The sequence below is a fragment of the Myroides sp. N17-2 genome (assembly GCF_002286775.1).
Classification (GTDB): Bacteria; Bacteroidota; Bacteroidia; order Flavobacteriales; family Flavobacteriaceae; genus Flavobacterium.
In genome coordinates, this window is the sequence record NZ_NSGJ01000019.1 from 26,104 (window position 1) to 50,550 (window position 24,447).

At 34.0% G+C, this 24,447-nt stretch carries 23 protein-coding genes; 8 read left to right on the top strand and 15 right to left on the bottom strand.

Translation table 11 applies throughout. The annotated features are described in order from the left end of the window. Nucleotides 1–92 precede the first annotated feature (92 nt). A complete protein-coding gene (gene fumC, locus CF599_RS09570) occupies nucleotides 93–1,490 on the bottom strand; it encodes a class II fumarate hydratase (protein ID WP_121965812.1) in 1,398 nt (465 codons plus the stop codon). Nucleotides 1,491–1,641: 151 nt separating this feature from the next. Between fumC and CF599_RS19650 the strand changes: the two genes are divergently transcribed. Continuing rightward, a complete protein-coding gene (locus tag CF599_RS19650; RefSeq protein ID WP_173835533.1) occupies nucleotides 1,642–1,812 on the top strand; it encodes a hypothetical protein in 171 nt (56 codons plus the stop codon). 527 nt (nucleotides 1,813–2,339) lie between these two features. On the opposite strand, the gene CF599_RS09575 is transcribed toward CF599_RS19650, so the two are convergent. Continuing rightward, nucleotides 2,340–4,814 carry a TonB-dependent receptor domain-containing protein gene (locus CF599_RS09575; RefSeq protein ID WP_121965813.1) on the bottom strand — a complete coding sequence of 825 codons (2,475 nt, stop codon included), beginning with the start codon at nucleotides 4,812–4,814 and terminating at the stop codon, nucleotides 2,340–2,342. Nucleotides 4,815–4,899: 85 nt separating this feature from the next. Then, the gene (gene arsC, locus CF599_RS09580) at nucleotides 4,900–5,241 is read right to left on the bottom strand and encodes an arsenate reductase (glutaredoxin) (protein WP_121965814.1); all 342 of its coding nucleotides are present in this window, start codon (nucleotides 5,239–5,241) and stop codon (nucleotides 4,900–4,902) included. Nucleotides 5,242–5,283: 42 nt separating this feature from the next. On the opposite strand from arsC, the gene CF599_RS20070 reads away from it, so the two are divergent. The 3 genes from CF599_RS20070 to glsA are packed head-to-tail and all read left to right on the top strand — an operon-like array spanning nucleotide 5,284 to nucleotide 8,272. Continuing rightward, complete coding sequence (locus tag CF599_RS20070) at nucleotides 5,284–6,189, top strand: type II CAAX endopeptidase family protein (RefSeq protein ID WP_121965815.1); 906 nt, start codon at nucleotides 5,284–5,286, stop codon at nucleotides 6,187–6,189. Nucleotides 6,190–6,200: 11 nt separating this feature from the next. Continuing rightward, nucleotides 6,201–7,232: an AMP-binding protein gene (locus CF599_RS09590; protein WP_121965816.1), complete on the top strand. Its 1,032-nt coding sequence runs from the start codon at nucleotides 6,201–6,203 to the stop codon at nucleotides 7,230–7,232. Between the two features lie 14 nt (nucleotides 7,233–7,246). Then, nucleotides 7,247–8,272 carry a glutaminase A gene (gene glsA, locus CF599_RS09595; protein WP_121965817.1) on the top strand — a complete coding sequence of 342 codons (1,026 nt, stop codon included), beginning with the start codon at nucleotides 7,247–7,249 and terminating at the stop codon, nucleotides 8,270–8,272. A 105-nt stretch (nucleotides 8,273–8,377) separates the two neighbouring features. On the opposite strand, the gene CF599_RS09600 is transcribed toward glsA, so the two are convergent. The 7 genes from CF599_RS09600 to CF599_RS09630 all read right to left on the bottom strand — a co-directional run bounded on the left by CF599_RS09600 (nucleotide 8,378) and on the right by CF599_RS09630 (nucleotide 16,002). Beyond that, nucleotides 8,378–8,797 carry a nucleoside-diphosphate kinase gene (locus CF599_RS09600; protein WP_121965818.1) on the bottom strand — a complete coding sequence of 140 codons (420 nt, stop codon included), beginning with the start codon at nucleotides 8,795–8,797 and terminating at the stop codon, nucleotides 8,378–8,380. A gap of 102 nt (nucleotides 8,798–8,899) precedes the next feature. Then, nucleotides 8,900–10,087, bottom strand: a complete 1,188-nt coding sequence (gene pncB, locus CF599_RS09605) for a nicotinate phosphoribosyltransferase (RefSeq protein WP_121965850.1) — start codon at nucleotides 10,085–10,087, stop codon at nucleotides 8,900–8,902. An 18-nt stretch (nucleotides 10,088–10,105) separates the two neighbouring features. After that, nucleotides 10,106–10,807, bottom strand: a complete 702-nt coding sequence (locus CF599_RS09610; protein ID WP_121965819.1) for a DUF2971 domain-containing protein — start codon at nucleotides 10,805–10,807, stop codon at nucleotides 10,106–10,108. Beyond that, complete coding sequence (locus CF599_RS09615; protein WP_121965820.1) at nucleotides 10,808–12,637, bottom strand: ABC transporter ATP-binding protein; 1,830 nt, start codon at nucleotides 12,635–12,637, stop codon at nucleotides 10,808–10,810. 69 nt (nucleotides 12,638–12,706) lie between these two features. Next, entirely contained in the window at nucleotides 12,707–14,434 is a 1,728-nt protein-coding gene (locus CF599_RS09620; RefSeq protein ID WP_121965821.1) for a phospho-sugar mutase, read from the bottom strand. A 22-nt stretch (nucleotides 14,435–14,456) separates the two neighbouring features. Further along, entirely contained in the window at nucleotides 14,457–15,413 is a 957-nt protein-coding gene (locus CF599_RS09625; RefSeq protein WP_121965822.1) for a glycosyltransferase family 2 protein, read from the bottom strand. Between the two features lie 4 nt (nucleotides 15,414–15,417). Then, nucleotides 15,418–16,002, bottom strand: coding sequence for a DUF4199 domain-containing protein (locus CF599_RS09630; RefSeq protein ID WP_121965823.1), 585 nt, complete (start codon nucleotides 16,000–16,002; stop codon nucleotides 15,418–15,420). A gap of 696 nt (nucleotides 16,003–16,698) precedes the next feature. Between CF599_RS09630 and CF599_RS09635 the strand changes: the two genes are divergently transcribed. Then, nucleotides 16,699–17,409: a hypothetical protein gene (locus CF599_RS09635; RefSeq protein WP_121965824.1), complete on the top strand. Its 711-nt coding sequence runs from the start codon at nucleotides 16,699–16,701 to the stop codon at nucleotides 17,407–17,409. A 62-nt stretch (nucleotides 17,410–17,471) separates the two neighbouring features. On the opposite strand, the gene CF599_RS09640 is transcribed toward CF599_RS09635, so the two are convergent. Next, the gene (locus CF599_RS09640) at nucleotides 17,472–18,758 is read right to left on the bottom strand and encodes a S28 family serine protease (protein ID WP_121965825.1); all 1,287 of its coding nucleotides are present in this window, start codon (nucleotides 18,756–18,758) and stop codon (nucleotides 17,472–17,474) included. Nucleotides 18,759–18,869: 111 nt separating this feature from the next. Between CF599_RS09640 and CF599_RS09645 the strand changes: the two genes are divergently transcribed. Together CF599_RS09645 and CF599_RS09650 are read left to right on the top strand one after the other, a co-directional pair. Beyond that, complete coding sequence (locus CF599_RS09645) at nucleotides 18,870–19,286, top strand: DUF695 domain-containing protein (RefSeq protein ID WP_121965826.1); 417 nt, start codon at nucleotides 18,870–18,872, stop codon at nucleotides 19,284–19,286. A gap of 223 nt (nucleotides 19,287–19,509) precedes the next feature. Further along, a complete protein-coding gene (locus CF599_RS09650; protein ID WP_121965827.1) occupies nucleotides 19,510–19,761 on the top strand; it encodes a type B 50S ribosomal protein L31 in 252 nt (83 codons plus the stop codon). Nucleotides 19,762–19,851: 90 nt separating this feature from the next. Here the strand turns inward: CF599_RS09650 and CF599_RS09655 are convergent, their stop codons facing one another. Genes CF599_RS09655 through CF599_RS09665 form a run of 3 tightly spaced genes read right to left on the bottom strand, consistent with a single transcriptional unit; the run spans nucleotide 19,852 to nucleotide 21,211 of the window. Continuing rightward, nucleotides 19,852–20,316 (bottom strand): hypothetical protein, encoded by a 465-nt coding sequence (locus tag CF599_RS09655; protein ID WP_121965828.1) that lies wholly within the window; start codon nucleotides 20,314–20,316, stop codon nucleotides 19,852–19,854. A 42-nt stretch (nucleotides 20,317–20,358) separates the two neighbouring features. After that, nucleotides 20,359–20,796, bottom strand: coding sequence for a DUF2262 domain-containing protein (locus tag CF599_RS09660; protein WP_121965829.1), 438 nt, complete (start codon nucleotides 20,794–20,796; stop codon nucleotides 20,359–20,361). A 28-nt stretch (nucleotides 20,797–20,824) separates the two neighbouring features. Continuing rightward, entirely contained in the window at nucleotides 20,825–21,211 is a 387-nt protein-coding gene (locus CF599_RS09665; RefSeq protein ID WP_121965830.1) for a hypothetical protein, read from the bottom strand. 145 nt (nucleotides 21,212–21,356) lie between these two features. Here CF599_RS09665 and CF599_RS09670 point away from each other — a divergent pair, with 145 nt between their 5' ends. After that, the gene (locus CF599_RS09670) at nucleotides 21,357–22,550 is read left to right on the top strand and encodes a GlmU family protein (RefSeq protein ID WP_121965831.1); all 1,194 of its coding nucleotides are present in this window, start codon (nucleotides 21,357–21,359) and stop codon (nucleotides 22,548–22,550) included. 66 nt (nucleotides 22,551–22,616) lie between these two features. Here CF599_RS09670 and CF599_RS09675 read toward each other — a convergent pair whose 3' ends face one another. Next, nucleotides 22,617–24,425 carry a hypothetical protein gene (locus CF599_RS09675; protein WP_254050273.1) on the bottom strand — a complete coding sequence of 603 codons (1,809 nt, stop codon included), beginning with the start codon at nucleotides 24,423–24,425 and terminating at the stop codon, nucleotides 22,617–22,619. Between the last annotated feature and the right edge of the window lie 22 nt (nucleotides 24,426–24,447).

Sequence of the window (24,447 nt, forward strand, 5' to 3'; positions counted from 1 at the left end):
TAAAATGAAGAGTTAATCTCTTAAACTAAAAAGCCAATACAACATGATGATGTATTGGCTTTTTTATATTAACTAGACTAATAGATATTCTATTAGTCGATATTACCAATCATCAACTTAGGATCAACCCATAAGTCAAAGTCTTCAGGAGTAACATACCCTAATCTTACGGCTTCCTCTTTAAGAGTGGTACCATTAGCATGTGCTGTTTGTGCTATTTCGGCCGCTTTATAGTATCCTATTTTTGTGTTTAAAGCAGTTACAAGCATTAAAGAGTTGTTTAATAATTCTTGGATGCGCTTATCATTAGCTTCAATCCCTTGAGCACAATGCTCATCAAACGAAATACACGCTTCGCCAATTAGCCTTGCTGATTGTAGGAAATTAGCTGCCATCACAGGTTTAAATACATTTAACTCAAAGTGGCCTTGTGTTCCAGCAAAGGAAATAGTAGTGTCATTACCTAGTACTTGTGCAGCTACCATAGTAAGTGCCTCACATTGTGTAGGGTTTACTTTACCTGGCATAATAGAAGAGCCTGGTTCATTAGCAGGAATAATCAACTCTCCAATACCAGAGCGAGGCCCTGAAGCTAGTAGACGGATATCATTTGCTATTTTATATAAAGAGACAGCAAGTTGCTTTAAAGCACCATGTGTTTCTACGATAGCATCGTGAGCAGCTAAAGCTTCGAATTTATTGGGTGCAGTTACGAAAGGCAACCCAGTAAACTTAGCAATGTATTCAGCTACTTTAACATCATAACCTTTAGGTGTGTTAAGCCCTGTACCAACAGCTGTTCCCCCTAAAGCTAGTTCAGCAAGATGAGGTAGCGTATTATTTAAAGCTTTAAGCCCATAGTCAAGTTGTGCAACGTATCCTGATATTTCTTGTCCTAATGTTAATGGCGTTGCATCCATAAGGTGTGTACGCCCTATTTTTACTACATCTTTTAGGTCTTTTGCTTTTTTATCTAAGGTGTTTCTTAAAGCTGTTACACCTGGAATAGTATATTTAATTACTGCTTTATAAGCTGCAATGTGCATAGCCGTAGGATAGGTGTCATTAGACGATTGTGATTTATTAACATCATCATTCGCTTTTAGAACAGATTCGCCTTCACCTATTTGGTAGCCTGCTAATACCTGAGCGCGATTAGCGATTACTTCATTGACATTCATATTAGACTGTGTACCAGAACCTGTCTGCCAAATAACTAAAGGGAAGTGAGCATCTAGTTTACCTTCTAGTATCTCGTCACAAACTTTAGCGATATGATCTCTTTTTTCTGGAGCTAAAACATTCAAATCTGTATTTGTAAAAGCAGCAGCTTTTTTTAGATAAGCAAATGCTTCTATGATTTCATGTGGCATAGATGCCTCAGGACCTATTTTAAAGTTGTTTTTAGAGCGTTCTGTTTGAGCACCCCAGTATTTGTCTTGAGCAACTTTTACTTCTCCTATGGTGTCTTTTTCTATTCTATAGTTCATATGATGTTTATTTATAATGATTATAAGCTAAAGGTAGTGTAAATTATTTAGTTTGATTCTAAAGAAAGATTAAAAATTATATGCAACTAGGTAGAAAAGATAAAAGTGAGTATATTTACAGCGTATATACAAAAATTAATCCGGAGAAAACATGTTTGAATTTCAACAGTATTTAGGTTTCATCGTTGCCATGACAGTAATTACAATGGCATTTTGGCTTTTAATATTCTTGGTTGGTTTCGCATCTTACTGGGCAGTAGGAGGAGCAAGAGAGTTATTAAAAGAGAAGAAAGCTAATAGACAGCAATTAGAAGAGAACTAGATCAAGTATTTGGTTTAAGAGATAAAGAGTCATAATTGAGTATTATGACTCTTTTTTTTGGCTTATAATGAACTAAAGGCTCCCAATATTTTGAGGACTCAACGTTAAAAGTTAGAGGCTAAGCAATTTATTTGAGACAAGAGCTCTTCAAGAGTGGGTCAAGAATTCTTCAGTAAAAAGAATTTATAGTAGAACAATGTTGTGGTAATGTTGAAGAAGTATTGAAGAGGCTGTAATAAAAGATAAGGATTCAAAATGTTTACTTTAATCCAAAATTAGCGATTGAGTGGCATAAATGACTCAATCAGTCTTAATGATTCCTTTTAACATTGATTAGGAATCTTTTTTATGGTCTTAAGACTAAATAATTTTGCATGATTACTAGTAACAACAACATTTGAAAATACTTAGATTAGGGTGAGTTTGTAAGAGATAAAGATGATTATAATAAAAAAAGGGACTATCGTTAGATAATCCCTTGAACTAATAAGTAAATTTATAATAGTTTAGTTAGGTTGCTTTTTTGATTACATCATTTCCATTTCTCCACCTTGTTCTCCTTCACCACCAGATTTCTGTTTTTTATTTCTATCTATTTTGGTTTGGTTAAATCTATATGTAAATGATAAGTTGATTTGTCTTCCTCTCCATTGCATTTCACTATGTGAGATAGATTCAGGTAAGTATGTATCACTTTCTCTTTTACGAGAATCAAAAATATCACTTACGTTAAATGTAATAGTCGCTTTGTCTTTTAAAACGTCTTTACTTAAAGAAGTATTTGCAGACAAGTTCGCTTTTGATCTTCCTTGAGCTGTATCATAAGGAGCTCTGTACATTCCGTTTACTTGCCAGTCAATTTTATATGGTAAAGAGATCTTAGAAGTAATTCTAGTGAACCATGCATAGGTATTCTTATCAAAGTTCTCTGTCGTCTTAGTACCATCAAAATCAGTGAATGTATAATCTCCTTTCGTTTCTGATCTATAGAAGTTAAAGTTACCATTAAGTTTCCACCACTTGAATGGGCTATAGTTTAATGTAAAGTCAAAACCATATCTGTATTCTGTAGCTAAGTTAATAGGAGAACTAACAGTGATAGGTGTTCCATTAATACTTGTACCTGCTATTCTTTTTACGAATTGGAAGGTATCATCTGTTTTGTTTAAATATGCAGAAGCACTTAATGTAAATCCACTCCATCTCTTAAGGTATCCTAAGTCAAATGCATTAGTCTTAGCAGGATCTAGATTAGGATTACCCTGAAAGAAGTTAATATCACTTGTGTAATTAGAGAATGGGTTAAGGAAGTGCCCTCTAGGTCTCATAATACGTTTACTGTAACTAATACTAACGCTACTAGATTCGTCTAACTCATAGTTAAGGAATAAACTAGGGAAGAAATCATCATATTTCTTATTGTTGTAATCGTTACTAGCTAGCTGATTAACATCAATATTACTCTTCTCCCAACGCAAACCTACCATATAGTTAAGTTTACTGGTTATCTTATCACCGTACTGTGCATAGAATGCATTTACTTGTTCTTTGTATTCTAATACATTAGATACTCTAGTATTAGTAATCCATTGATGGTTATCTAAGTTAGATAAGCTAAAGTCGTTTCTAGTTGTTTTAAACGTTCCTAAATATCCAGCTTCTAAGTGTCCATTCTTACCTAGTGGTAAAGTATAATCTACTTTTACTAATCCGTTTTTGTACTTGTCATTATTAGTCGTTCTCTCATATCTCATCGCATTTGTACGGTCATTGATATCAGAGATATTTGCTAAATCATTACTCTTATCTTCAGAGATAGTCGCCTCTACAGTTAATTTGTGATCATCTTTCTTGAATTTCTTTTCGAATGAAGTACTGTATTCAACACTGTTGTAATCAGCTTTTCCTTTTTCTTGTCTATCTCTAGTATAGTCTAATACATTAGCAGCAGTGTAATATTGATAATCTACCGTATTATTAGATGATCCATTAGATCTTCTTACAGTTACATTATTAGACCAAGTTAAAGAAGGTGTAAGGTAATAGTCTAGACCGAATGTACCATCATATCCTTGTCTATATCTATTGTTGTCTTTATACTCGTTAATGTATTGGGTAGTTTCTCCGTCTTTTAGGTATTGGTTGTTATTCAATCCATATCCTTTAACTTTAGTATCTCTATATGATAATGTAGTATAGAAGTTAAATTTCTCTCCTCTAATGTTTACATTTCCATTTAAGTTATAATTACGTGGATCACCCATAGTAGCGGTCACGTTACCATTGATTCCTTGAGATTTTCCTTTCTTCAGGATAATATTAATAATACCTGCTCCACCTTCAGCTTCATAACGAGCAGAAGGGTTAGTGATTACTTCTACTTTATCGATAGATTCAGCAGATAAGATGCGCATAGCTTCTTGGATGTTATTTGCAAGACCTGTAGGTTTTCCATCGATAAGAACCTTTACATTCTCATTACCACGTAAACTAACAGCACCTTCACTATCTACGGTAACAGAAGGTACATTATCTAATACATCTCCAGCTGTACCACCTTTAACGATCATATCTTGTCCTACGTTATATACTTTTTTATCTAGTTTGATATCTACAGTAGATCGTTCAGCGATAACCATTACTTCATCTAGTACTTGATTATCATCCACAACTTTCTTAACACCTAAGTTAGTGTTACCAGTTACCTGAACTTTATGTATTTCAATTGTTTTAAAACCGAGAAATTCGATCTTAACATAGTATGATCCATTAGGTACTTCAAAAGAATAGTTTCCCTTCGCATCGGTCATACCTCCAGAAACAATATTAGCATTGTTCTCATTTTGTGCGAATACACTAGCGTATTCTAAAGGAAGGTTGGTAGTCGCTTCCACTACAGTACCTGATAAAGTACTTTTAGAAGAGTTCTGCGCTAATGCTGTTAACCCGATAAAAAGGGTAAACAGCATTAGGAGAACTTTTGTAGTTTTTAATCTTTTCATTATAGTCTCGTTAGTTTATACTTCTTAGACTATAATTTGTGGTGAAGGTTTAAAAAACCAATAGTTAATAAATTGTTAATTAAATCTACAAGATTTCGTGTATTTTTTCTGTAGGTCTTGCGATAACAGCTTTTCCGCCATTAACAACAATAGGTCTTTCGATTAGCTTTGGATTTAATACCATAGCTTCGATAATCTCTTCATCACTCAATGTATTACTTCCAAAAGTATCTTTCCAAAATGCATCTTTTGTACGAACTAAATCGATTGGATTGTAATTGAGTTTGTTTAGTATTGTTTTTACATCTGTTTCAGTAAGGTCGGCATCCAAATATTTTATAATTTTGTAAGCTACACCTTGCTCTTCCATGAAAGCAATACTTTCGCGTGATTTGCTGCAACGCGGATTGTGATAAATTGTGATCATAAATAAGGAATTTTATACCAAATATAGTACAAATTTTGAAATATGGGAATTATTGAACAGTTATTGAGAATAAATAAAAAACAGAAACTATGGTATTATTTACCTTTTTCATTGTTTTTTTTAGGAATTATGTTCCTGAATTGGATTTCTTTGAAGTATTCATCGGTATCTACTAATGAAATCATAAAAATTAACATTCAAAAATATGGTAAAAATATTAATTTTTTGATAACTATTGGACCATTAGTTTTTATGTTGATATTTTTGATTGTTTGGGTGTTATTTGTCCATAAGCAAAGTTTGTTAAGCCTTACTACATCTAGGACGAAGGTGGATTGGAGGCGTTTTATATTTTCTTTCACATTGTGGAGTTTTATCATTATTGGCTTCTTTATCTATGGATATATCGTTAGTCCTGAGGATTATGTCTTTTCATTTAAACTAGGTCCTTTTGTTGTTTTTCTACTATTTGCGATCATATTAATCCCTTTACAAACTAGTTTTGAAGAGTACTTTATGCGTGGATATCTGATGCAAGGAATTGGACTTGCTACTCGAAGTAGAGCTGTAGCTTTATTCTCTACCTCTATTATTTTTGGATTAATGCACTTAGCAAATCCAGAAGTTGAGAAAATAGGAGCAAGTATAATGATCTATTATATAGGTACAGGTTTGTTCTTAGGTATTATAACTTTAATGGATGATGGTTTAGAATTAGCCCTAGGATTTCATGCCGCAAATAACTTGATTGGTGTATTATTAGTTACTTCTGATTGGACAGCGTTTCAGACGAACTCACTATTTACTAACATTAATTCAGAAAGTGTTATTTCTCCTTGGGAATACATTATCCAAGTGGGAATAGTATTGCCTATCGTGATCATTATCTTCTCTAAGAAGTATGGGTGGAAGAATTGGAAGCATCAGTTATTTGGTAAAGTAGTCTAATAAATAGTATTATGGAATTAAATTATATACACCCTAATTTTGAACTTAATGGAGAGCGATATTCTATTGAGGAGTTGATAGAACTGTCTAATGTTTGGGTAAATGGAACAGAAGAATACTTAATAGATTTAGGTAACCTTATTATACAATGGTTTAATACTGATGATTATGTTAGCTTGACAACCTCTGGTACTACAGGATCTCCTAAGGTTATTCAGCTAAAGAAAGAGGCGATGGTGTACTCTGCTAAAGCGACTGGTACATTCTTTGATATTAAGTCTTCTAGTAATGCTCTGCTGTGTATGTCTACTAAATATGTAGGCGGTAAGCTTATGTTTATCAGAGCACTTATACTAGGGTGGAAGCTTGATGTAAAAGAACCAACTGCTAGACCATTATTAGGAAGTACGAAAGTATATGACTTTGTAGCGATGGTGCCTATGCAGGTGGAGAATTCATTAGTTGAATTAGCTTATGTGAAGAAGCTTATCATTGGCGGTGCTAAGGTAAATAAGCGTTTAGTTGAGAAGTTACAGCTATTAGATACTAAGGTTTATGAAACCTATGGAATGACGGAAACGATTACGCATATCGCAGCGAAGTTAGTGGGTACGGACATTTTCTCGGTGTTGCCACATGCTAATGTAAGTATGGATGCTAGAGAATGTCTAGTTATATCTGCTCCTACAGTTAATCCGGACTTAGTAGTGACTAACGATCTAGTCGAAATTATTAGTAATAAAGAGTTTAAGTGGAGAGGAAGAGTCGATAATGTTATTAATAGTGGAGGAGTAAAACTTTTTCCAGAGCAAATAGAAGAAAAGTTGGCAAAGAGAATTCCTTATCGTTTCTTTGTAGCGAGTAAGGAAGATGACTATCTTGGTAATAAGTTGGTTTTAGTTATTGAAAGTGAGGAGTATACATTAGATGGAGATGTTTTTGAAGACTTGAGTAAATATGAAAAACCAAGAGAAATACAGTTCAAAAGTAAGTTTGTAGAGACTGAAACTGGCAAAATAATTAGAAGGAAAAATATTCAATAAATTAGATTAATAACATGAAGAAGAATAGTGTAAGTAACATTATCCTAAGTTGGGTTGTAGCATGTTTAGTTTCTTTTGGAGGAACGGCTTATGCTAAGAAGATAATTAGAAGTGGAGATAACACTAATCTAATTACGAGTGAAATGTTAGAACGTATTTTAGAGAAAAATAGAATACATGTGAGTGAGGGTAAGGTGGCAGATTACATACCTGAACTTAGTAAGGTTAATGCAGAAGCTATTGCTTTTTCTGTTGTTAAGCAGAATGGAGAAGTTGTTAATGTAGGGGATGTATCTCAGAAATTCACTATTCAGAGTATTTCTAAGATTATAGCATTAATGGTAGCTGTAGAAGAATTAGGGGAGAAAGAAGTATTCTCTAAAGCTGGATATTATGGAACAGATAAGCCTTTTAACCATTATGCTAACCTTGAGACTAGAGGTAAACCTTTAAATCCTTTAATGAACGCAGGGGCTATCTTAACTACTGCATTATTAGGAGGAGAGGAAGATGAAGCGTTCCAAAAGATATTGTCTATGGTGCGTTATATTACAAAGAACGAAACTATCGGATATAGTCATTCAGTCTATATGTCTGAAAGAGAAACAGGACATAGAAACAGAGGGATATTCCATTTATTAAAGAACAATGGTTTAATAGAAGGAGAAGAGAATAGATTAGATAACTATTTTAAACAATGTTCTATTGAAATTACAGCAACAGATTTAGCGAAGATAGGTTACTTCTTTGCTAATCAATGTACTCGTTTTGATGGAGATACAAAGTATAAAAATTCAGAAATGTCTAAATTAGTACAATCTCAGATGCTTATCGCAGGGATGTATGAGTTTAGTGGTGAGTATGCACGTACTGTAGGATTACCTAGTAAATCTGGAGTAGGAGGAGGTATTGTTGTCTCTGTGCCTAATAAGATAGGAATAGGAACGTACAGCCCAGGATTAGATGCTCAAGGTAACTCAGTAGTGGGATATCATATGATATTAGATCTAGTAAACGAACTACATTTAAGTTTATTCTAATCAAATCAATAAAGCTTATAAAAAAAGCCAACTGAATTAATTCAGTTGGCTTTTTTATTAGGTTAAAATCTACATTAAATGTAGATCATATCTATGCGCTAATTCTTAGAATTGCTCTCTTCCTGAGAAGTGGAAAGCAGACTCGATAGCAGCGTTCTCGTCGCTGTCAGATCCGTGTACTGCGTTTTCACCGATAGATTTAGCATATCTTTTACGGATAGTACCTTCAGCAGCATCAGCTGGGTTAGTAGCTCCGATTAATGTTCTGAAATCTTCTACAGCGTTATCTTTTTCTAAGATAGCTGCTACGATTGGTCCTCTAGACATGAATTCAACTAATTCTCCGTAGAAAGGTCTTTCACTGTGTACTTCGTAGAATTTTTGTGCATCTCTTACAGTTAATTGAGTTAACTTCATTGATACGATTTTAAATCCAGCTTCAGTGATCATGTTGATGATTCCACCGATGTTACCTGCCTCAACAGCATCAGGCTTGATCATTGTAAAAGTTCTGTTCGTTGCCATTATTCTTAAATTTAATTTGTTGCAAAAATAGTCTTTTAACCGTTATAAAAATGATATAATAAACAAAATTTATAAGGTTTCTATACTTTCTTTTAAATATGTTTACTTAATGATAGGTATATCTAGTAATCTTTGTGCTAGTTCTATCATTTCAGGTGTACCTGTATGTTTCTTAGGTTCATCTGATAACTTCACCACATCTGTCCAATATCCTCCTTCAGGAAGAGCCTGAGACATCTTAATCACGATATTCATAGCTTCTAACCCGACATCATTAGTAAAGTCTGTACCAATACCAAATGACATCCCTATACGCCCTTTACAGTGCTTAGCAATGCGCTCCACCTTATCAGGATTTAATCCATCTGAGAAGATTATTGTCTTCTGAGTAGGGTCAATGTTTAATGACTTATAATGAGCGATAACTTGATCTGCGAAGTCTAGAGGATCTCCACTATCGTGTCTTACTCCATCAAATAACTTAGCGAACTTCTTGTCAAATTGTTCAAAGAATACTTTGCTAGTATAGGTGTCAGTTAATGCGATACCAAGATCACCTCTGTAAGTATCTACCCAATGTTCTAATCCCATTGAGTTCGCCATTTTGAAACCATACTTAGCTGCGTGAAACATAAACCATTCGTGTGCATGTGTACCGATAGGTTTAGTATTATACTTCATCGCTAAGTGTACATTACTTGTTCCAATAAAGCTACCGTCACCATGCTTTTTTAAAGTGTCTACTACTAACTGATGTACAGCATATGAGTGTCTTCTTCTAGTCCCAAACTCAGCTATCGTAATACCTAATTCTTTATATTTTTCTATCTTCTTTTGCGTATTAGCGATGACTGCTTCAGATGAGTCTCTTTCTGATTTAGTCATCTTGTAATATAGCTCACAGATAATAGACATTAATGGTACTTCCCATAATATAGTTCTATACCAATATCCCTTAATATGCACCTCTAAGTCAGGACCATCTTGTGATATCTCTATTTCTGAAGGATCATAGTGATATCCTTGTAGAAAATCTAAATATGTTGGATCTAAGTATGGACACGTATTCTCTAAGAATAGTTTCTCTGCCTTAGTTAATTTTAGTTTAGCCATCTCATCTACAGCAGCGCGTAGTGCTTCTGCAAATCCTGGGGGATATTGATGCTTTCCTCTATTGATGAAAATATAAGAAGCCTTTGCGTAAGGGAATTGTTTAATAGCAGCGTACTGCATCGTAAACTTATAGAAATCATTATCTAAGATAGATACGATTACTTGGTTAGTGTTCATTGTTTCCATAGTTCTTTTTTAGATTAAAATATCACTCTCTAAGTCTGATTTTTCTACGTGAAACTTAAAGTTTAGCTTTTGCATTAACTCCAGTACCAAGTTTTTATACCAGTCTTCTGACTTAGGATGGATATATATTTTTTCTATTAACTGTTCGATATCTACATTGATCTTTATTCCCTCATGGACATCTATATCTAGAGGGGTAGCATCAGAGATAATGCGAACTTCTTTTTCGTATTGAAAACTCTTTCTTTTAAATAAAAACGGGAAGAACTCATCGTCAAAAGGAATTAGTTCCTTTTTATAATCGATATAATTCACCTCGCCGATATATTGATCTATTCTAGTTTCTGCATCCATCGCTTTTTGTAAGCGCTCAACAGTAGATTGAATAGCAATACCTTCTTTGTTTTTAGTGAAAATCTGCCACATAGCGAAAGACTCATATTCGTTGATATGCCAACTACTAACCACTATATTCTTTCTCTTCTGTTTATAGTGATGTAAGAAGTCTGGATTATCCTTACTAATCTTTTTAATCTCTTCGAATGTAGGCTCACTAAATGTTCCTTCATACTGATCTTCAAATTTATCAGAACGGGACATAAATAGCTTGTTAGACAGCAGTAGCGCTAAGAATTTAGACAAATCTAAGTATTTCCACACGATAGTTTCTGGGGCTAATGGAGGTAAGAGATTTTTGCTGTCTTTATACATCTATTCTAATGTTTGTAGAGATACTAGTTTTGAGTAAGTACCGTTTTGTTGAATAAGCTCTTCATGTGTTCCTTGTTCTACTATTTTTCCTTTTTGCATTACTACGATTAAGTCTGCTTTTTGGATAGTAGATAGGCGGTGAGCGATAACGATAGAAGTTCTATTCTTCATCATATTTTCTAACGCTACCTGTACTAGTTTCTCGCTTTCTGTATCTAGGGCTGATGTAGCCTCATCTAAGATCATAATAGGAGGATTCTTAAGTACTGCACGTGCGATAGATAGACGTTGCTTCTGACCACCAGATAGTTTATTACCAGCGTCTCCGATGTTAGTCTCTATGCCATTTGGTAAATCCTTAACGAACTCATACGCATTAGCTATCTTAAGAGCATCTATGATTTGCTCATCTGTAGCATCTTCTTTACCTAACTTCAGATTGTTTTTGATTGTATCGTTAAATAAGATGCTGTCTTGCGTTACTAGACCTATAAGGTTTCTTAAATCACTTAATTCAACATCTCTAATATCTTGATTGTCTATTTTAATCGTTCCTTCGTTGATATCCCAGAATCTAGTTAATAGATTAGCGATCGTACTCTTACCACTACCTGACTGACCTACTAATGCAATTTGTTTTCCTTTAGGAACAGTTAATGTAAAGTCTTTAAGAACATAGTCATCTTCATATTTAAACGAAATGTTTTCTACTGTAATAGCATTCTCAAAACTTGTCTTAGCGATAGCGTTCTCTTTACTCGTAATAGGATTGTTTTCTTCTAATACCTGTAGCACACGTTCTGCAGCAGCATTACCACGTTTAAGTGCGTAAGATGCTTTAGACATCGCTTTAGCAGGTGTAAGGATATTATAAGCCATACCGATATAAGCGATAAATGAGGCTCCTGTTAGGGTACCTTCACCTAATACTAGGTGTCCACCATATACTAATAATACAGCGATAGTCACGATACCTAAGAACTCACTTAACGGAGAAGATAAGTTCTGACGGTTAAGAATAGTATTGTTTAGTTCATAAAACTTCTGTGTAGAATCTTGGAACTTGTCATTAAATGTTTTCTCAGAATTGAAACTCTTGATTACTTTAAGTCCAGAAAGAGATTCTTCTATGATAGACATAAAGTAACCTTGCTCTTCAGATGCCTTTTGAGAACTTTTCTTTAGAGTTTTACCAACTTTAGAAATGATCACTCCAGAAACAGGGACGAATATAAATACAAATATCGTCAACTCTGTACTAATCGCAAACATTGCTAGTATGGTAAAAACAATAGTTAGTGGTTCTCTAACGACTACTTCTAAGATAGATAAGAACGAGTGCTGTATCTCTAATACATCAGATGTAATACGAGAAATAACATCTCCTTTTCTCTTTTCTGAGAAGAAAGATAAGGGTAACTCTAACGACTTTTTATACATCGCATTGCGAATGTCTTTCAAAACACCATTACGCAAAAATGTAATAAAATACATCGCCCAATAGTTAAACAAGTTTTTAAATAAGAATAAAGCGATAATAACAGCTGCCATTATCATTAAAGTGTCTTGTGCTCCGTGCTCCGCTGTATACTGCGTGATGAAGTAAGACATAGAATCTTCTAAGTAGTTTTTTAAGTGACCTATACCTGTATATACTGGTTGTTCTGTTATTTTTTTTGAATCACCGAAAAGTACTGTAAGCATTGGTATCAATGCCACAAATGATAATGCGCTAAAAAGGGCATATAGGATATTAAAGAAAACGTTTAGATACGCATAAGTCTTATATGGCTTAGCGAAGTGAATTATCTTTTTAAAATATTCGTTCATATTTAGTAAATGTAAAAAGCAAAAATAAACAAAAAAAGACTGGTATTGCTACCAGTCCTGTTTATATGTTTAGTTCAATTTCATCTCGTTGATGATGTCTTGAATTCGTTGATCTAATAACTTTTCCGTTTGTTTTACCTCAGATAAGCTGTTTAGTGTCTCGTTCACACTAAAGTAGAATTTAATCTTAGGCTCTGTACCACTCGGACGAGCAGCGATCTTTGTTCCGTCTTCTAGATAGTATATTAATACGTTAGATTTAGGTACGTTGATAGGTTCTATTTCGTTAGTAAATAGATTTTTCGCCTCACTTGATTGATAGTCTTCTACACATACTACTCTCTGACCGATAATCTCAGTAAGAGGGTTTTGTCTAAGTTCTATCATCATTTGCTTAATTTCTTCAGCTCCAGAGATACCTTTTTTCACTAAAGAGATTAAGTGTTCTTTATAGAATCTATTATCGATGTATAAGTTCATTAATTCTTGGAAGAATGAACTACCAGCTGCTTTAGCTACAGCAGCAATCTCACATACTAATAATGCAGAAGCTACAGCATCTTTATCGCGTACAGCATCACCTACCATATATCCAAAACTCTCTTCACCACCACCGATAAACTTCTGAGTAGGACATTCATTAATAAACTTAGCAATCCATTTAAATCCTGTCAATCCCACTTTGCACTCTACACCATAGCTCTCTGCTAGGTCTAGCATCATAGGAGTAGACACGATAGTCGAACCGATAAATTCATTTCCTTTAAATCCTCTGTTGCGTTTATATTGTTCTAATAAGAATCCTGTCATCATCACCATAGATTGGTTACCATTCAGAAGTCTCATATTACCATCTAAGTCACGTACAGCGATACCGATACGGTCAGAGTCAGGGTCAGTACCGATCACGATATCAGCACCAGTCTCATCTGCTAACTTAAGCGCCATAGTTAATGCCTCTGGTTCTTCTGGGTTAGGAGATTTAACAGTAGGGAAGTCCCCATCTGGTTCAGCCTGTTCTTTAACGATAAATACATTTTTATATCCAGCAGCTTCGAATGCTCTAGGGATAAGTTTAATAGATGTACCGTGTAGAGAAGTATACGCTATTTTTAGTTGGTCTTTTACAGACTGAGGAGTATCAAAACTTGCGTTTTCGATAGTTGACTTAATAAAAGCAGCATCTAGCTCTTCACCTACATAAGTGATAAGGCTGTCATTTCCTTTAAAGTTAACCTCGTTATATGTTAATCTGTTGATTTCATCGATTACTGCACCATCATTAGGAGGAACTATCTGTCCACCATCTTGCCAGTACACTTTATATCCATTATATTCAGGAGGGTTATGCGATGCCGTTAATACGATACCTGCATTACATCCGTAGTGTCTTACAGCGAATGATAATTCTGGAGTAGGACGCATCTCAGCGAATAAGTAAACTTTCACACCATTAGCAGTAAATACATCAGCTACTACTTTCGCTAACTCTTGACTATTATGACGACAGTCAAAGTTTATAGCCACTTTCCATTCTTGGTTAGGGAATGATTCTTTGATATAATTAGCTAGTCCTTGTGTATTCTTACCTAAAGTATATTTGTTGATACGGTTCGTACCGATTCCCATAATACCACGCATACCACCTGTACCAAACTCTAAGTTTTTATAAAAACTATCTTTTAGAGTTGCAGGATCAGTATCCATCATTTTTTGAACAGAAGCCTGTGTATCAGCGTCGAAAGGTTCTTTTAACCACAACTCTGCTTTTGCTAAGATTTCTTTTTCTACTTGCATAATATTGAATATTTAGTGTGGATTAAAAACCGCGTTGTTCCGCGATCTTATATCTACTAATGTTTGTCTTTGTTTTTAGTATTAACTCGCCTAAGAAGCCAGCTAAGAATAATTGTGTTCCGATAATCATCGTCGCTAACGAGATGTAAAACCATGCATCTTGTGTCACTCGTATAGCAGGAAGATCGTGGTATAACTTGTATAATTTGCTCGCTCCAATAAAGAATGCAGCACAAAATCCGATACCAAAAGTTATAACCCCTAAGGTACCAAATAAATGCATAGGTCGCTTACCAAATTTGGATAAAAACCATATCGTGATTAAATCTAAAAAACCATAGATGAATCTACTCATACCGAACTTAGTTGTTCCGTATTTACGAGCTTGGTGTTGCACTATTTTCTCGCCGATGTTATCATAGCCTTCATTCTTAGCTAGGACAGGGATATAGCGATGCATCTCACCAGATACTTCTATATTTTTGATTACCTCGTTTTTATATGCTTTTAGTCCACAGTTAAAATCGTTTAATTGTACACCCGAAGTTTTACGTGCTGCCCAATTAAACAGTTTAGAAGGAAGGTTCTTAGAAATGACAGAATCATATCTCTTCTTTTTCCATCCTGAGACCATATCATATCCTAGAGCCATAATCATCAGATATAAGTCAGGGATCTCATCAGGGCTATCTTGTAAGTCAGCATCCATGGTGATTACTACATCACCCATCGCCTCAGCAAATCCTGCATGTAACGCTTGTGATTTACCGAAGTTACGCTGAAAGCGTATCCCTTTTACATTTGGGTTCTCTCTGCTTAACGCAGATATTATCTTCCATGAATTATCTTTACTACCATCATCTATAAATAGAATCTCATAGGTAAAGTCATTCTCTTGCATAACCTTCGTTATCCAAGAGTGAAGTTCAGGTAGCGACTCTGCTTCGTTTAACAGAGGAATTACTATAGATAGATTCATTTAATTACTTGTGATCTTTATTAAAGTCAGTATCTACATCGTGATTAATCTCTGTGTGAGATGGCGTAAACTCTGATTTGTTTTTAAATATAGCAGCTAATAAGATACCAATCACTGAGTTTCTAAGGATACTACCTGCCCATAAGAATAGTTGTGCCTTAGGAGCATATTGTTTTAAGTCTTTGGCTTTTGCTAACTGTTCAGTGATTTGTTCTTGTGTAAGTGGTGAACCTTTTAAAGTCTCTACTAACATCCCATATAACTTTTGGTCAATTAGATCTTTTGCTGATGGGTCTACTAAGTTAAATAGGATGTTATTAACGATAAAGTTAGCTGTCACCCCTATAAGAGCAGCCACAAAGAATGGAGTGAATGCCTCTCTAAAAGTAACATATCCCCCTGCTTTCTTACGTGCAAAATAGATAGTAGCTATACCAATAAGTACCGTCACTGCGATATTAAAGAAACCAGCATAAGTGTTGACAAATAATGTTTTATCGGTAAAGAATATGACACAGTTAAACAATAAATAATATACTGCTAATATTATTCCGAAAGTAACACCTACTTTATTTAATTGGTTTTTCATTGGTAATCTATAAATATGATTTACAAATATAAGAAAATAACCCTTTAAGAACAGTATCCGCAATGAGATTGTTAACATATTATATTTGAATATTGATAGTCTAAATTGGGAGAAGCTATAAACAGGAAACAAGTGAATAGGAAGCAAGGTAGCTTGAATCACCATTTACAAAAAATATACTCGTCTTTTTTTATTTTAGTGCGATTATGCCTCTTTAGTGCATTAAAATAACCATTCTAATCTTCCTTTTTTTTTCAGAATACCGTCATTTCAGCCTTAAATAGTAAAATATCAAAAAAACATACTACATTTTTTTTAAGACAGACAAATTCTTAAAACGTTAATATTAAGTATATTAATGTATTTTTAGATAATCAGGCCTATTTCTCATACACCTCTCAATCCCAATGAGAGTCAGTACTAATAAGGAGTTGCTCGACAGTTGCTCGAGTATTCGCCGTAAATAGTCGCTCTGAGAAAAATTAGTCGAACAATGGTTCTCGTATTAATAGGTAATCTACGACTAGCTGAGTATTGGGATTAAAAAGGAGGAGAATGGAGGGGAGAGGAAATTAGATTTGATACTCTAGCTCTTGGATTGGTTGAAAAATAGGTATGAGTTGTTTGTGTGTTTAAAAAGTTTTTCTGATGTGTTTATATATTGTATTTTAGTATTTGTTTTTATATAAAGTGTTTATGCAGAAGAATGAAATTGGGATGTGTAGAATGAAAAATATAGTATTACTCATAGGTTTATTGATTACTTATAATTCATTGGCACAGAAGTCGTATCTTAATTACGTGCCTAAAAACTGGAAGATAGTAAGTACAGCTAAAGGCGATTTGAATAAAGATGGAATAGAAGATTTAGTTTTGATTATTAAAAAAACAGATATTTCTAACATCATTAAAAATGAGTCTTTAGGGCCAAAGGAGTTAGATACTAATCCTAGAGAAGTCTTGATTTTCTTTAAAGATAAATCACATAACTATAACTTGGTAGAAAGAAATTCTAAAGGATTTGTTCCTAGTGAAAATTTAGTAGAGAATCCTTGTCTGTCAGATCCTTTTGATGAGGTCAGTATTGTCAATAATATTCTTATTTGGAAATTTAATTATTGGTCAAGCTGCGGTACTTATTTTAGTAGTAATATGACTTATAAATTTAGATATCAGAATAGTAATTTTGAATTAATAGGTGCGGATTATTCTCAGTTTAGCAGAAGTACAGGAGAAGCGGAGCGGATGAGTATAAATTTCTCAATTAAGAAAAAGGAAGTAACAACTGGACTAAATGAATTTGGGGAATCGAACCCAATAGTTGAGAAATCGTCTATTAAAATTGCGGAGTTATATAAATTTAAGAATTGTGATGAGGGTACATACTCAGAAATATTAGAGTTTTAACATACTAAAAGCGCCTCTTTCTATCGATTAGAAAGAGGCGCTTTTAGTATGTTTAGTTAGAATTACTTGGCAGGCTTTAGTCCTGTCATTTTTTCTAAGGCTGAGAAGAAGTCGTTTCTCATAGTAGGTGTCATATTTTTAACTCGGGCTTGTCCGTGGTCTTTATTAGGAAGGACAAATGATTTAGAGTTTACTTTATCACTTGGAATTACCATAGATGCACTCCATGTGTCTGTACCTCCATATACATATAGAATGTTATTCGCATCATTCTCTAACCATGTTTTTACTTTTTGGATTAGGACGTCATTAAAGCTGTCATAAGAAGTTCCAGGAGGCATAAATGTAGCTAAAGGATTAGTTGTAAAGCTTACGTAAGGTTTGAATAATGATATGTCATATCCGTAATAGCCTAGCTGTGTACCTGCTTGGTAATAATGAGACTCAAAACGCTTGATAGTTTGATCGCTAAAGAAGTCGATATTACTTACGCTTAAGAAATGATCTGTCAAGGCATCAATATCTCTGGTATTCGGGAAAGTCACACACGAGTGTCCACTCTGCCAAAATCCGAAACTATACTCTAAGACTGCATATTCAAAGGCTTTCTCTAATGAACCTACGTAATTAAACGTAAGCTTAGCTCCCTTAGCATACCACTTTAGTTTTTCTAAAATAGGTGCTTTGTTTTCGAATAGCTTAATCTGAATATCTAAGATCTTATTTCTACATGTTTTATCTCCTACATTATCTAAGAATGAATAAATACGTGGTTCTTCTAATGATTGATTAAATGGTGCTACGTATGGGATGGCTACATCTACATCATTAGGATAGAAGTATTTATAGTAGATAGATGTTTGTCCACCTTTACTAATACCTGTACTGATCCACTTCTGTGTGTATATTTCTTTAAACAATAGATTGATTTCGTGTAAGTCAGCAGTCACTTGTTCCATTGTTAGATATTGCCAAGGTTTGCCTTCAGGAATAGATTCTCCGAAGTAGCGGTGCTCGATGTTTAGGTAGTTACTCTGTAGATAGTTCACCATTTCGCTTGCTCTTACATAAAGATCATAACCGTTTGTCTCCATAATCATTGGGTGGTCAAAATCCCTGTGGTAGAAGTGCACTTTTTGATAGAAGTATCCTTTTGTAGGATCTGTGTGATCAACGAGTTGTCTTACTTTTAATTCGTAAAGGAGATAAGCGTCGTCTTTAGATTCTAGTTGTTTGAACGTTACATTCTTTAGGTTATACAGTGCCTGCTCAACCTTTTTTTGATCAGGATGAGCAATTGCTAAGAGTGTAATCAAGAAGAATACGAGTGTAGTAATTTTTTTAAGCATAGTGTTTTGATTGGTTTATCTTCCAAAGATATAATTGTTAATGAAAGGTGAAGATAAAAATGTGATAAATTGACCAAATAACAGTAATTTTATCTTTTTATATACTTAGTTATGAGTGAAGATAGTTTTGCAATACGCATGATAGATTTGGATGGTTTTAAAGCAGTAGGAATGATTAATAGGAAGTATGCTGATTTTACAGAGAAGCATCAGTTTCCTTTTGTCTTGACTATAGAATTGTCCTTAGTCAATACAGATGGTGGTTATCCTACAAGTGAAGAAAGTGAGCGATTAGAGGAAATAGAGCTTAATCTTCGAAATATAGTTAAACAGACACAGTCTGAGGTTCATTATATCGGAAGAGTCAATAGAGAAGATGCTCAGGATATCTTTTATTATATTGCCACTGATGAGTTAGATGGGGAGGCAATAGGTATGTATTGTGATACTATAGAAGCTGATAGAGGGATAGATATACAGATATTCGAGGATGCTAATTGGGATTCAGTTAGCGGGTTGTTAGATTGATTATAAGCTATATATGTGCTAGGGTATGCTATGGGCATGCTGTTAAATGAATAAAGAGGTAAATAAAGTAAAAATAGGTATTTGATTTTTCAAATTAAATTGTACATTTGCAATCTGAAATAAAATACATAAGTATAACTAAAAGTTGTCGGAAGTTTATACCTTTCTTGAAAGAGGAAGCTTCAAAGCGAAAGATAGCTCACAATTTTAAATAGAATTTATCATGAGAAAAGGTATTCACCCAGAAAATTACAGATTAGTAGCGTTTAAAGATATGTCTAATGAAGACGTATTCATCACAAAATCAACAGTAGATACAAAAGAAACTATCGAAGTTGACGGAGTAGAATACCCAGTGTTTAAAATGGAGATCTCTCGTACATCTCACCCATTCTACACAGGTAAATCTAAACTTATCGATACTGCAGGACGTATTGACAAATTCAAAACTAAATACGCTAAATTCTCTAAATAATTTTAGCATATTATCATATCAAAAACCGCTCAAGCAATTGAGCGGTTTTTTTTTATGGTGTTGATAGATGTTTTAGTGAAGTAGAGTGTATTAGAATCCTATATATGTTTTCAAAGGGTTTCCGTGTTTATCACATAATAGCGTGATACAATGTTCAGCATTAATAGTCTCAGGTGTGAATAAAACATGAATATCATAGGGAGTATCGTAATAACCAAAAGCAATATCAACTGCGCCTAATTCATTATTAACTTGCGCAGGAGTTAGGTTCTCATCCTCCCATTCTTGTTTTATTTCTTCTAAAAGGTTAGTTATGATGAACTGTTTCCATAAGTCATTAAAGTGATCTTTGTTGTCAAATATAGATTTAACTAGTGCAGGTGTTTCTTCTGTTATTGCTCTTACAGCTAAGCTTAAGCTAACGGTATATTCTAAAAAATAATCTTCAGTCTCTTCTATAATCCAATCTTCCGTTTTATCGTAAGAATCAAAGAAGCCTGTGCCATCACCACTTAAGGTGAAGTCTTTTAAGAAAGTATCTAGGTTGTTATTCATAGATTATTGTTTTACTTACTTAGTTTATAAATGTCACATTTTTTATTCACAGAATGTTTTTAACGGTATCTTGTTTTTATCACATAAGATAACAACACCATGTTCGGCATCGACATTTTTTGTAATTAGATACACATAAAACTCAACGGGTTGATTATAGAAATTAAATGCAATATCAACTATTCTTAGTTCGTTAAGGACTTGAGTAGGTGTTAGGTTCTCATCTTCCCATTCATTTTTTAGAGTATCTAGAAGATTAGTTGCAACAAACTCTTTCCATAGTTTATCATAATCAATTTTATTCTCTAATATTGATTTAAGAGTTAAGGTGGTTTCTTCAGTGAGAACTCTCTTTACTAAACTAATATTAACGGTTTGGTCTACAATCCACTTTTCTGTTTTTTCGTAAGCATCATAGTCTCCTGTACCGTCTCCACGTAAGGTGAAGTCTTTTAAGAATGTATCTAAGTTGTTATTCATAGTTAATGAGATATAGATTTCATGTAATTTATTTACCTAGTTTATAGATATCGTCTTTATTAGTATAACCTGTACGAGATATAGTAAAGATAATTTGATCTTGTGGAGACATAATATAACCTACTTGATCATTCTTAGCTATCGGGAAGTGGATTGATAAATTCCTTCCATCTTTTAGTTTTATGCCATAGGTGACTACTGAGTTAGAAGATTTGTAGGTATTCTGTGAGTAAGGATATTCTTCAGTTTCTTTGTTTTGATTAGTGACTTTAAAGTTGTTCTCGTCAAATAAAATTGTAAACTGTTCTCCATCAGCATTGGTAGCATACCATTGACCGCGATATACATCAGAGCCACTACAGCTAGTTAGTAGGATGGATAATAGAATTGTGAAAAGAGTAATTAGTTTTTTCATAGTTTTTATTTTAAAGGTAATGTGTTTGTTTTTAATAACCTAGGTTGTGTGTGGTCAAGATAAATTATTATTTTATTGATAGTTATCACTATTTTTCACTGTAGATTTGTTAACTTTAAACCTTTAAAATCTTGAATTATATACTATGAATTATATCTTATTTGATGGAGATGTAAGAGGAGCATTATTGCCATTTACTTTTACTCGACCAGTTGCTGATATTCGCGTTGGGATATTAACTATCCGTGAGAAATGGGAGAGCTATTTGCGCTTTACTACAACTACGCTTACAGAGGAATATCTATCTGCTAAATACCCAATGATAGAGGTAGAGAATAATATAATGATTAATGCTGCTTATCTACCTAATCAAGAGGTAGTAGACCTAATCAAAGGATTACAACCTATGCAGGCAGTAGTATATAATGAGGATATAGTAGCGTTCTATACTCAAGATACACAAGATGAGGTTGATTTTGATGACTATGAGTTGCTTAATTGTGAAAGTGAGTTGATCAAGATAGAACACAAGTGGGATATCTTTCAAAAGAATGATGCTGCTATACGTGCTGACTTTGCTCATATCACAGAAGATAGAATATCTGAAGACATTCCTAAGAGTGTTAATGTAATCAGTCCTGAGAATGTATTTATAGAAGAAGGTGCTAAGTTAGAGTTCGTTACTTTAAACGCTTCTACAGGTCCTATTTACATAGGTAAGAATGCGGAGATAATGGAAGGGTCAGTTATACGTGGACCTTTTGCGTTATGTGAGGAGGCTCAAGTAAAATTAGCAACTAAAATATATGGAGCGACTACCGTAGGACCACACAGTAGAGTAGGTGGTGAAGTGAGTAATTCGGTACTATTTGGTTATTCTAATAAAGGACATGATGGTTTCTTAGGGAATTCAGTGTTAGGAGAATGGTGTAATTTAGGTGCTGATACGAATAATTCAAACTTAAAAAATAATTACGGTTCTGTAAAAATATGGAGTTATGAGGCTAATGCTTATGAAAATACGGGATTACAGTTCTGTGGATTAATGATGGGAGATCATAGTAAGAGTGGAATTAATACGATGTTTAACACAGGTACAGTAGTGGGTGTAGGATGTAGTATATTCGGAGGAGGGTTTCCTAAAACGTTCTTACCAAGCTTTACATGGGGTGGAGGAGACTCTTCAGAAACTTATAAAGTAGAGAAAGCAATAGAGACAATGAAGAAAGTAATGTCTAGACGTCATGTAGAGTTAACGCCTATAGATGAAGAAATTATGCAGAATGTATCTGCTGAAACAGAGATATACAGATTTCAACAATACTTAAAGAAGTATTAGTTTAGAATACATAAAAAAAAACGAGGCTACTTTTTAAAAGATAGCCTCGTTTTTTATATAAGATATTTAGTAGTATGATACTGTACGAGGCCTGTCATAATTAAAGTCAGGTAAGTCCATGTTGTATTGTCTTGAATTAGCACGTATTACACTAGAACTAGAATCAGGCATAGTAGGGTAGAATACAAGTGATATAGCGACTTTACTAAATACTAGATAGTCATTATTAGCCACTACTCCGATACTAAATCTAGAGTACATCTTAGAGTCAAATAGACCAGAGTCTTTATTTGATATAAAGGCTCCTTCAAAGTTAAAATAAGGGTTAAAACGGAAACCTTTCCACTCATAAGGAGCGTAGGATTGCCACTGATAAGCTAGCGATAAACGCTTAGATCCTGTGATTTTCTGTGCTCGAATACCTTGTATTACATCGTCTAGTTTTAGTTCATCTCCGATGTAATCATATCTTTTATATCCATAGATAAGCTGAGGAGTAAAGAAGTGTCTAAATCGCCAATTTCCCAACATAAATAACTTAGTGAAATAAGTACCTTCTACTCTTAGGGCTCCTTGTTCTGCTTCATGTTTATAAAAGTAACTACCCCATTCTATATTACCGGAGAAGTATCCCCATCGGGTATAACCTCCTATTGCAAATTTGGCACCGAAGTAGGGACGCCTTTTGCTGTATTGATCTTTCATTCCTCCAGTAATAGCAAGGACTTTACCGACCTGGACGTCTTCAATAATATTATAATTAAAGATATATTGATCTTGGATATAGTTGATTGAACTAAGGCTTATAGAAGCTAAGTAAGTACGTTGATCTCTATAGAAATTATAGGGGTCATACTCAGGTCGAGGTGTCTCTTCAAAGTGCTGTTGTACATATCTTATCGAAGTACGTAAGTTAGTGATAACAGGTTTGTTTTTATAACTTTTAAACAATGGAATAGAGTACCCTGCCCATGTATCTAAAGTGTTAGATCTCTGAGCTTCAAAGCTATATTTTTGGTTAATATCGGGAAGGGAGTCACGTCTAAAGCGCTGAGCTAAACTTACACCACCAGCCCATTTAGTATAGGGCGAATAGAATGGACGATCTACAGCCACACCTTTTACATAGTTACCCCAAGTTTCTTTATTATACAATACATTGGCTCTAATGAAAGTATTTTGAATATTGTTTACAGTGTAATCAAAGTAGACACCATCTTTACCACTTTCTTTGTAGCGATTAGTATATTGAAGGATAACATCATGTCCTAGTCCTGCGAAGTTTCTATCTCTAAGTTTAATTCTATATGAAGATGTAGATATAGAACCAGTAGGATAAATACTCCACGAGTCAAGTTCCCTAATCAATACATCTACTGAATCAGGATGTGAAGTAGGTATAGGATACATAGTAACTCTTCTGATAAAGCGCTGTGTACGTAATAAACGTTCACTCTCTTTTATTTTCAATGAGTCAAAGCGATCACCTTCTTTAAAAATCAAGAAGTTTTTAATAGTAAACTTCTTGGTTTTTAAATGGAAGTTATTACCTATTTTCTCAAGTTTAGTGTCTGGTTTTTTTAAAGAATCTTTATCAGAATAGCCAAAAGGATCTAAGGTCTGGATACGGATATTACGAATAACTTTTCCTTCTCCAAGTTCGAAGTGTTGGTTGTTTTTTATCTCAGGAGCTTTAGCAACTAGTTTCTTATTGTTTTTATAGACTAGCTTATTAAAGAAACGACCTACTTTAGATTTTTTATTATTATTCTCAAAATTGGTAAAGATACGAGTGGTATCTCTAATTATAATTTTAGGAGTTTCGTGCTCTGTGTAATGCACTTTAATTTGGCTTACAGAGTCTTTTTTTAACACTAGATTTTCCTGTGCGTTAACA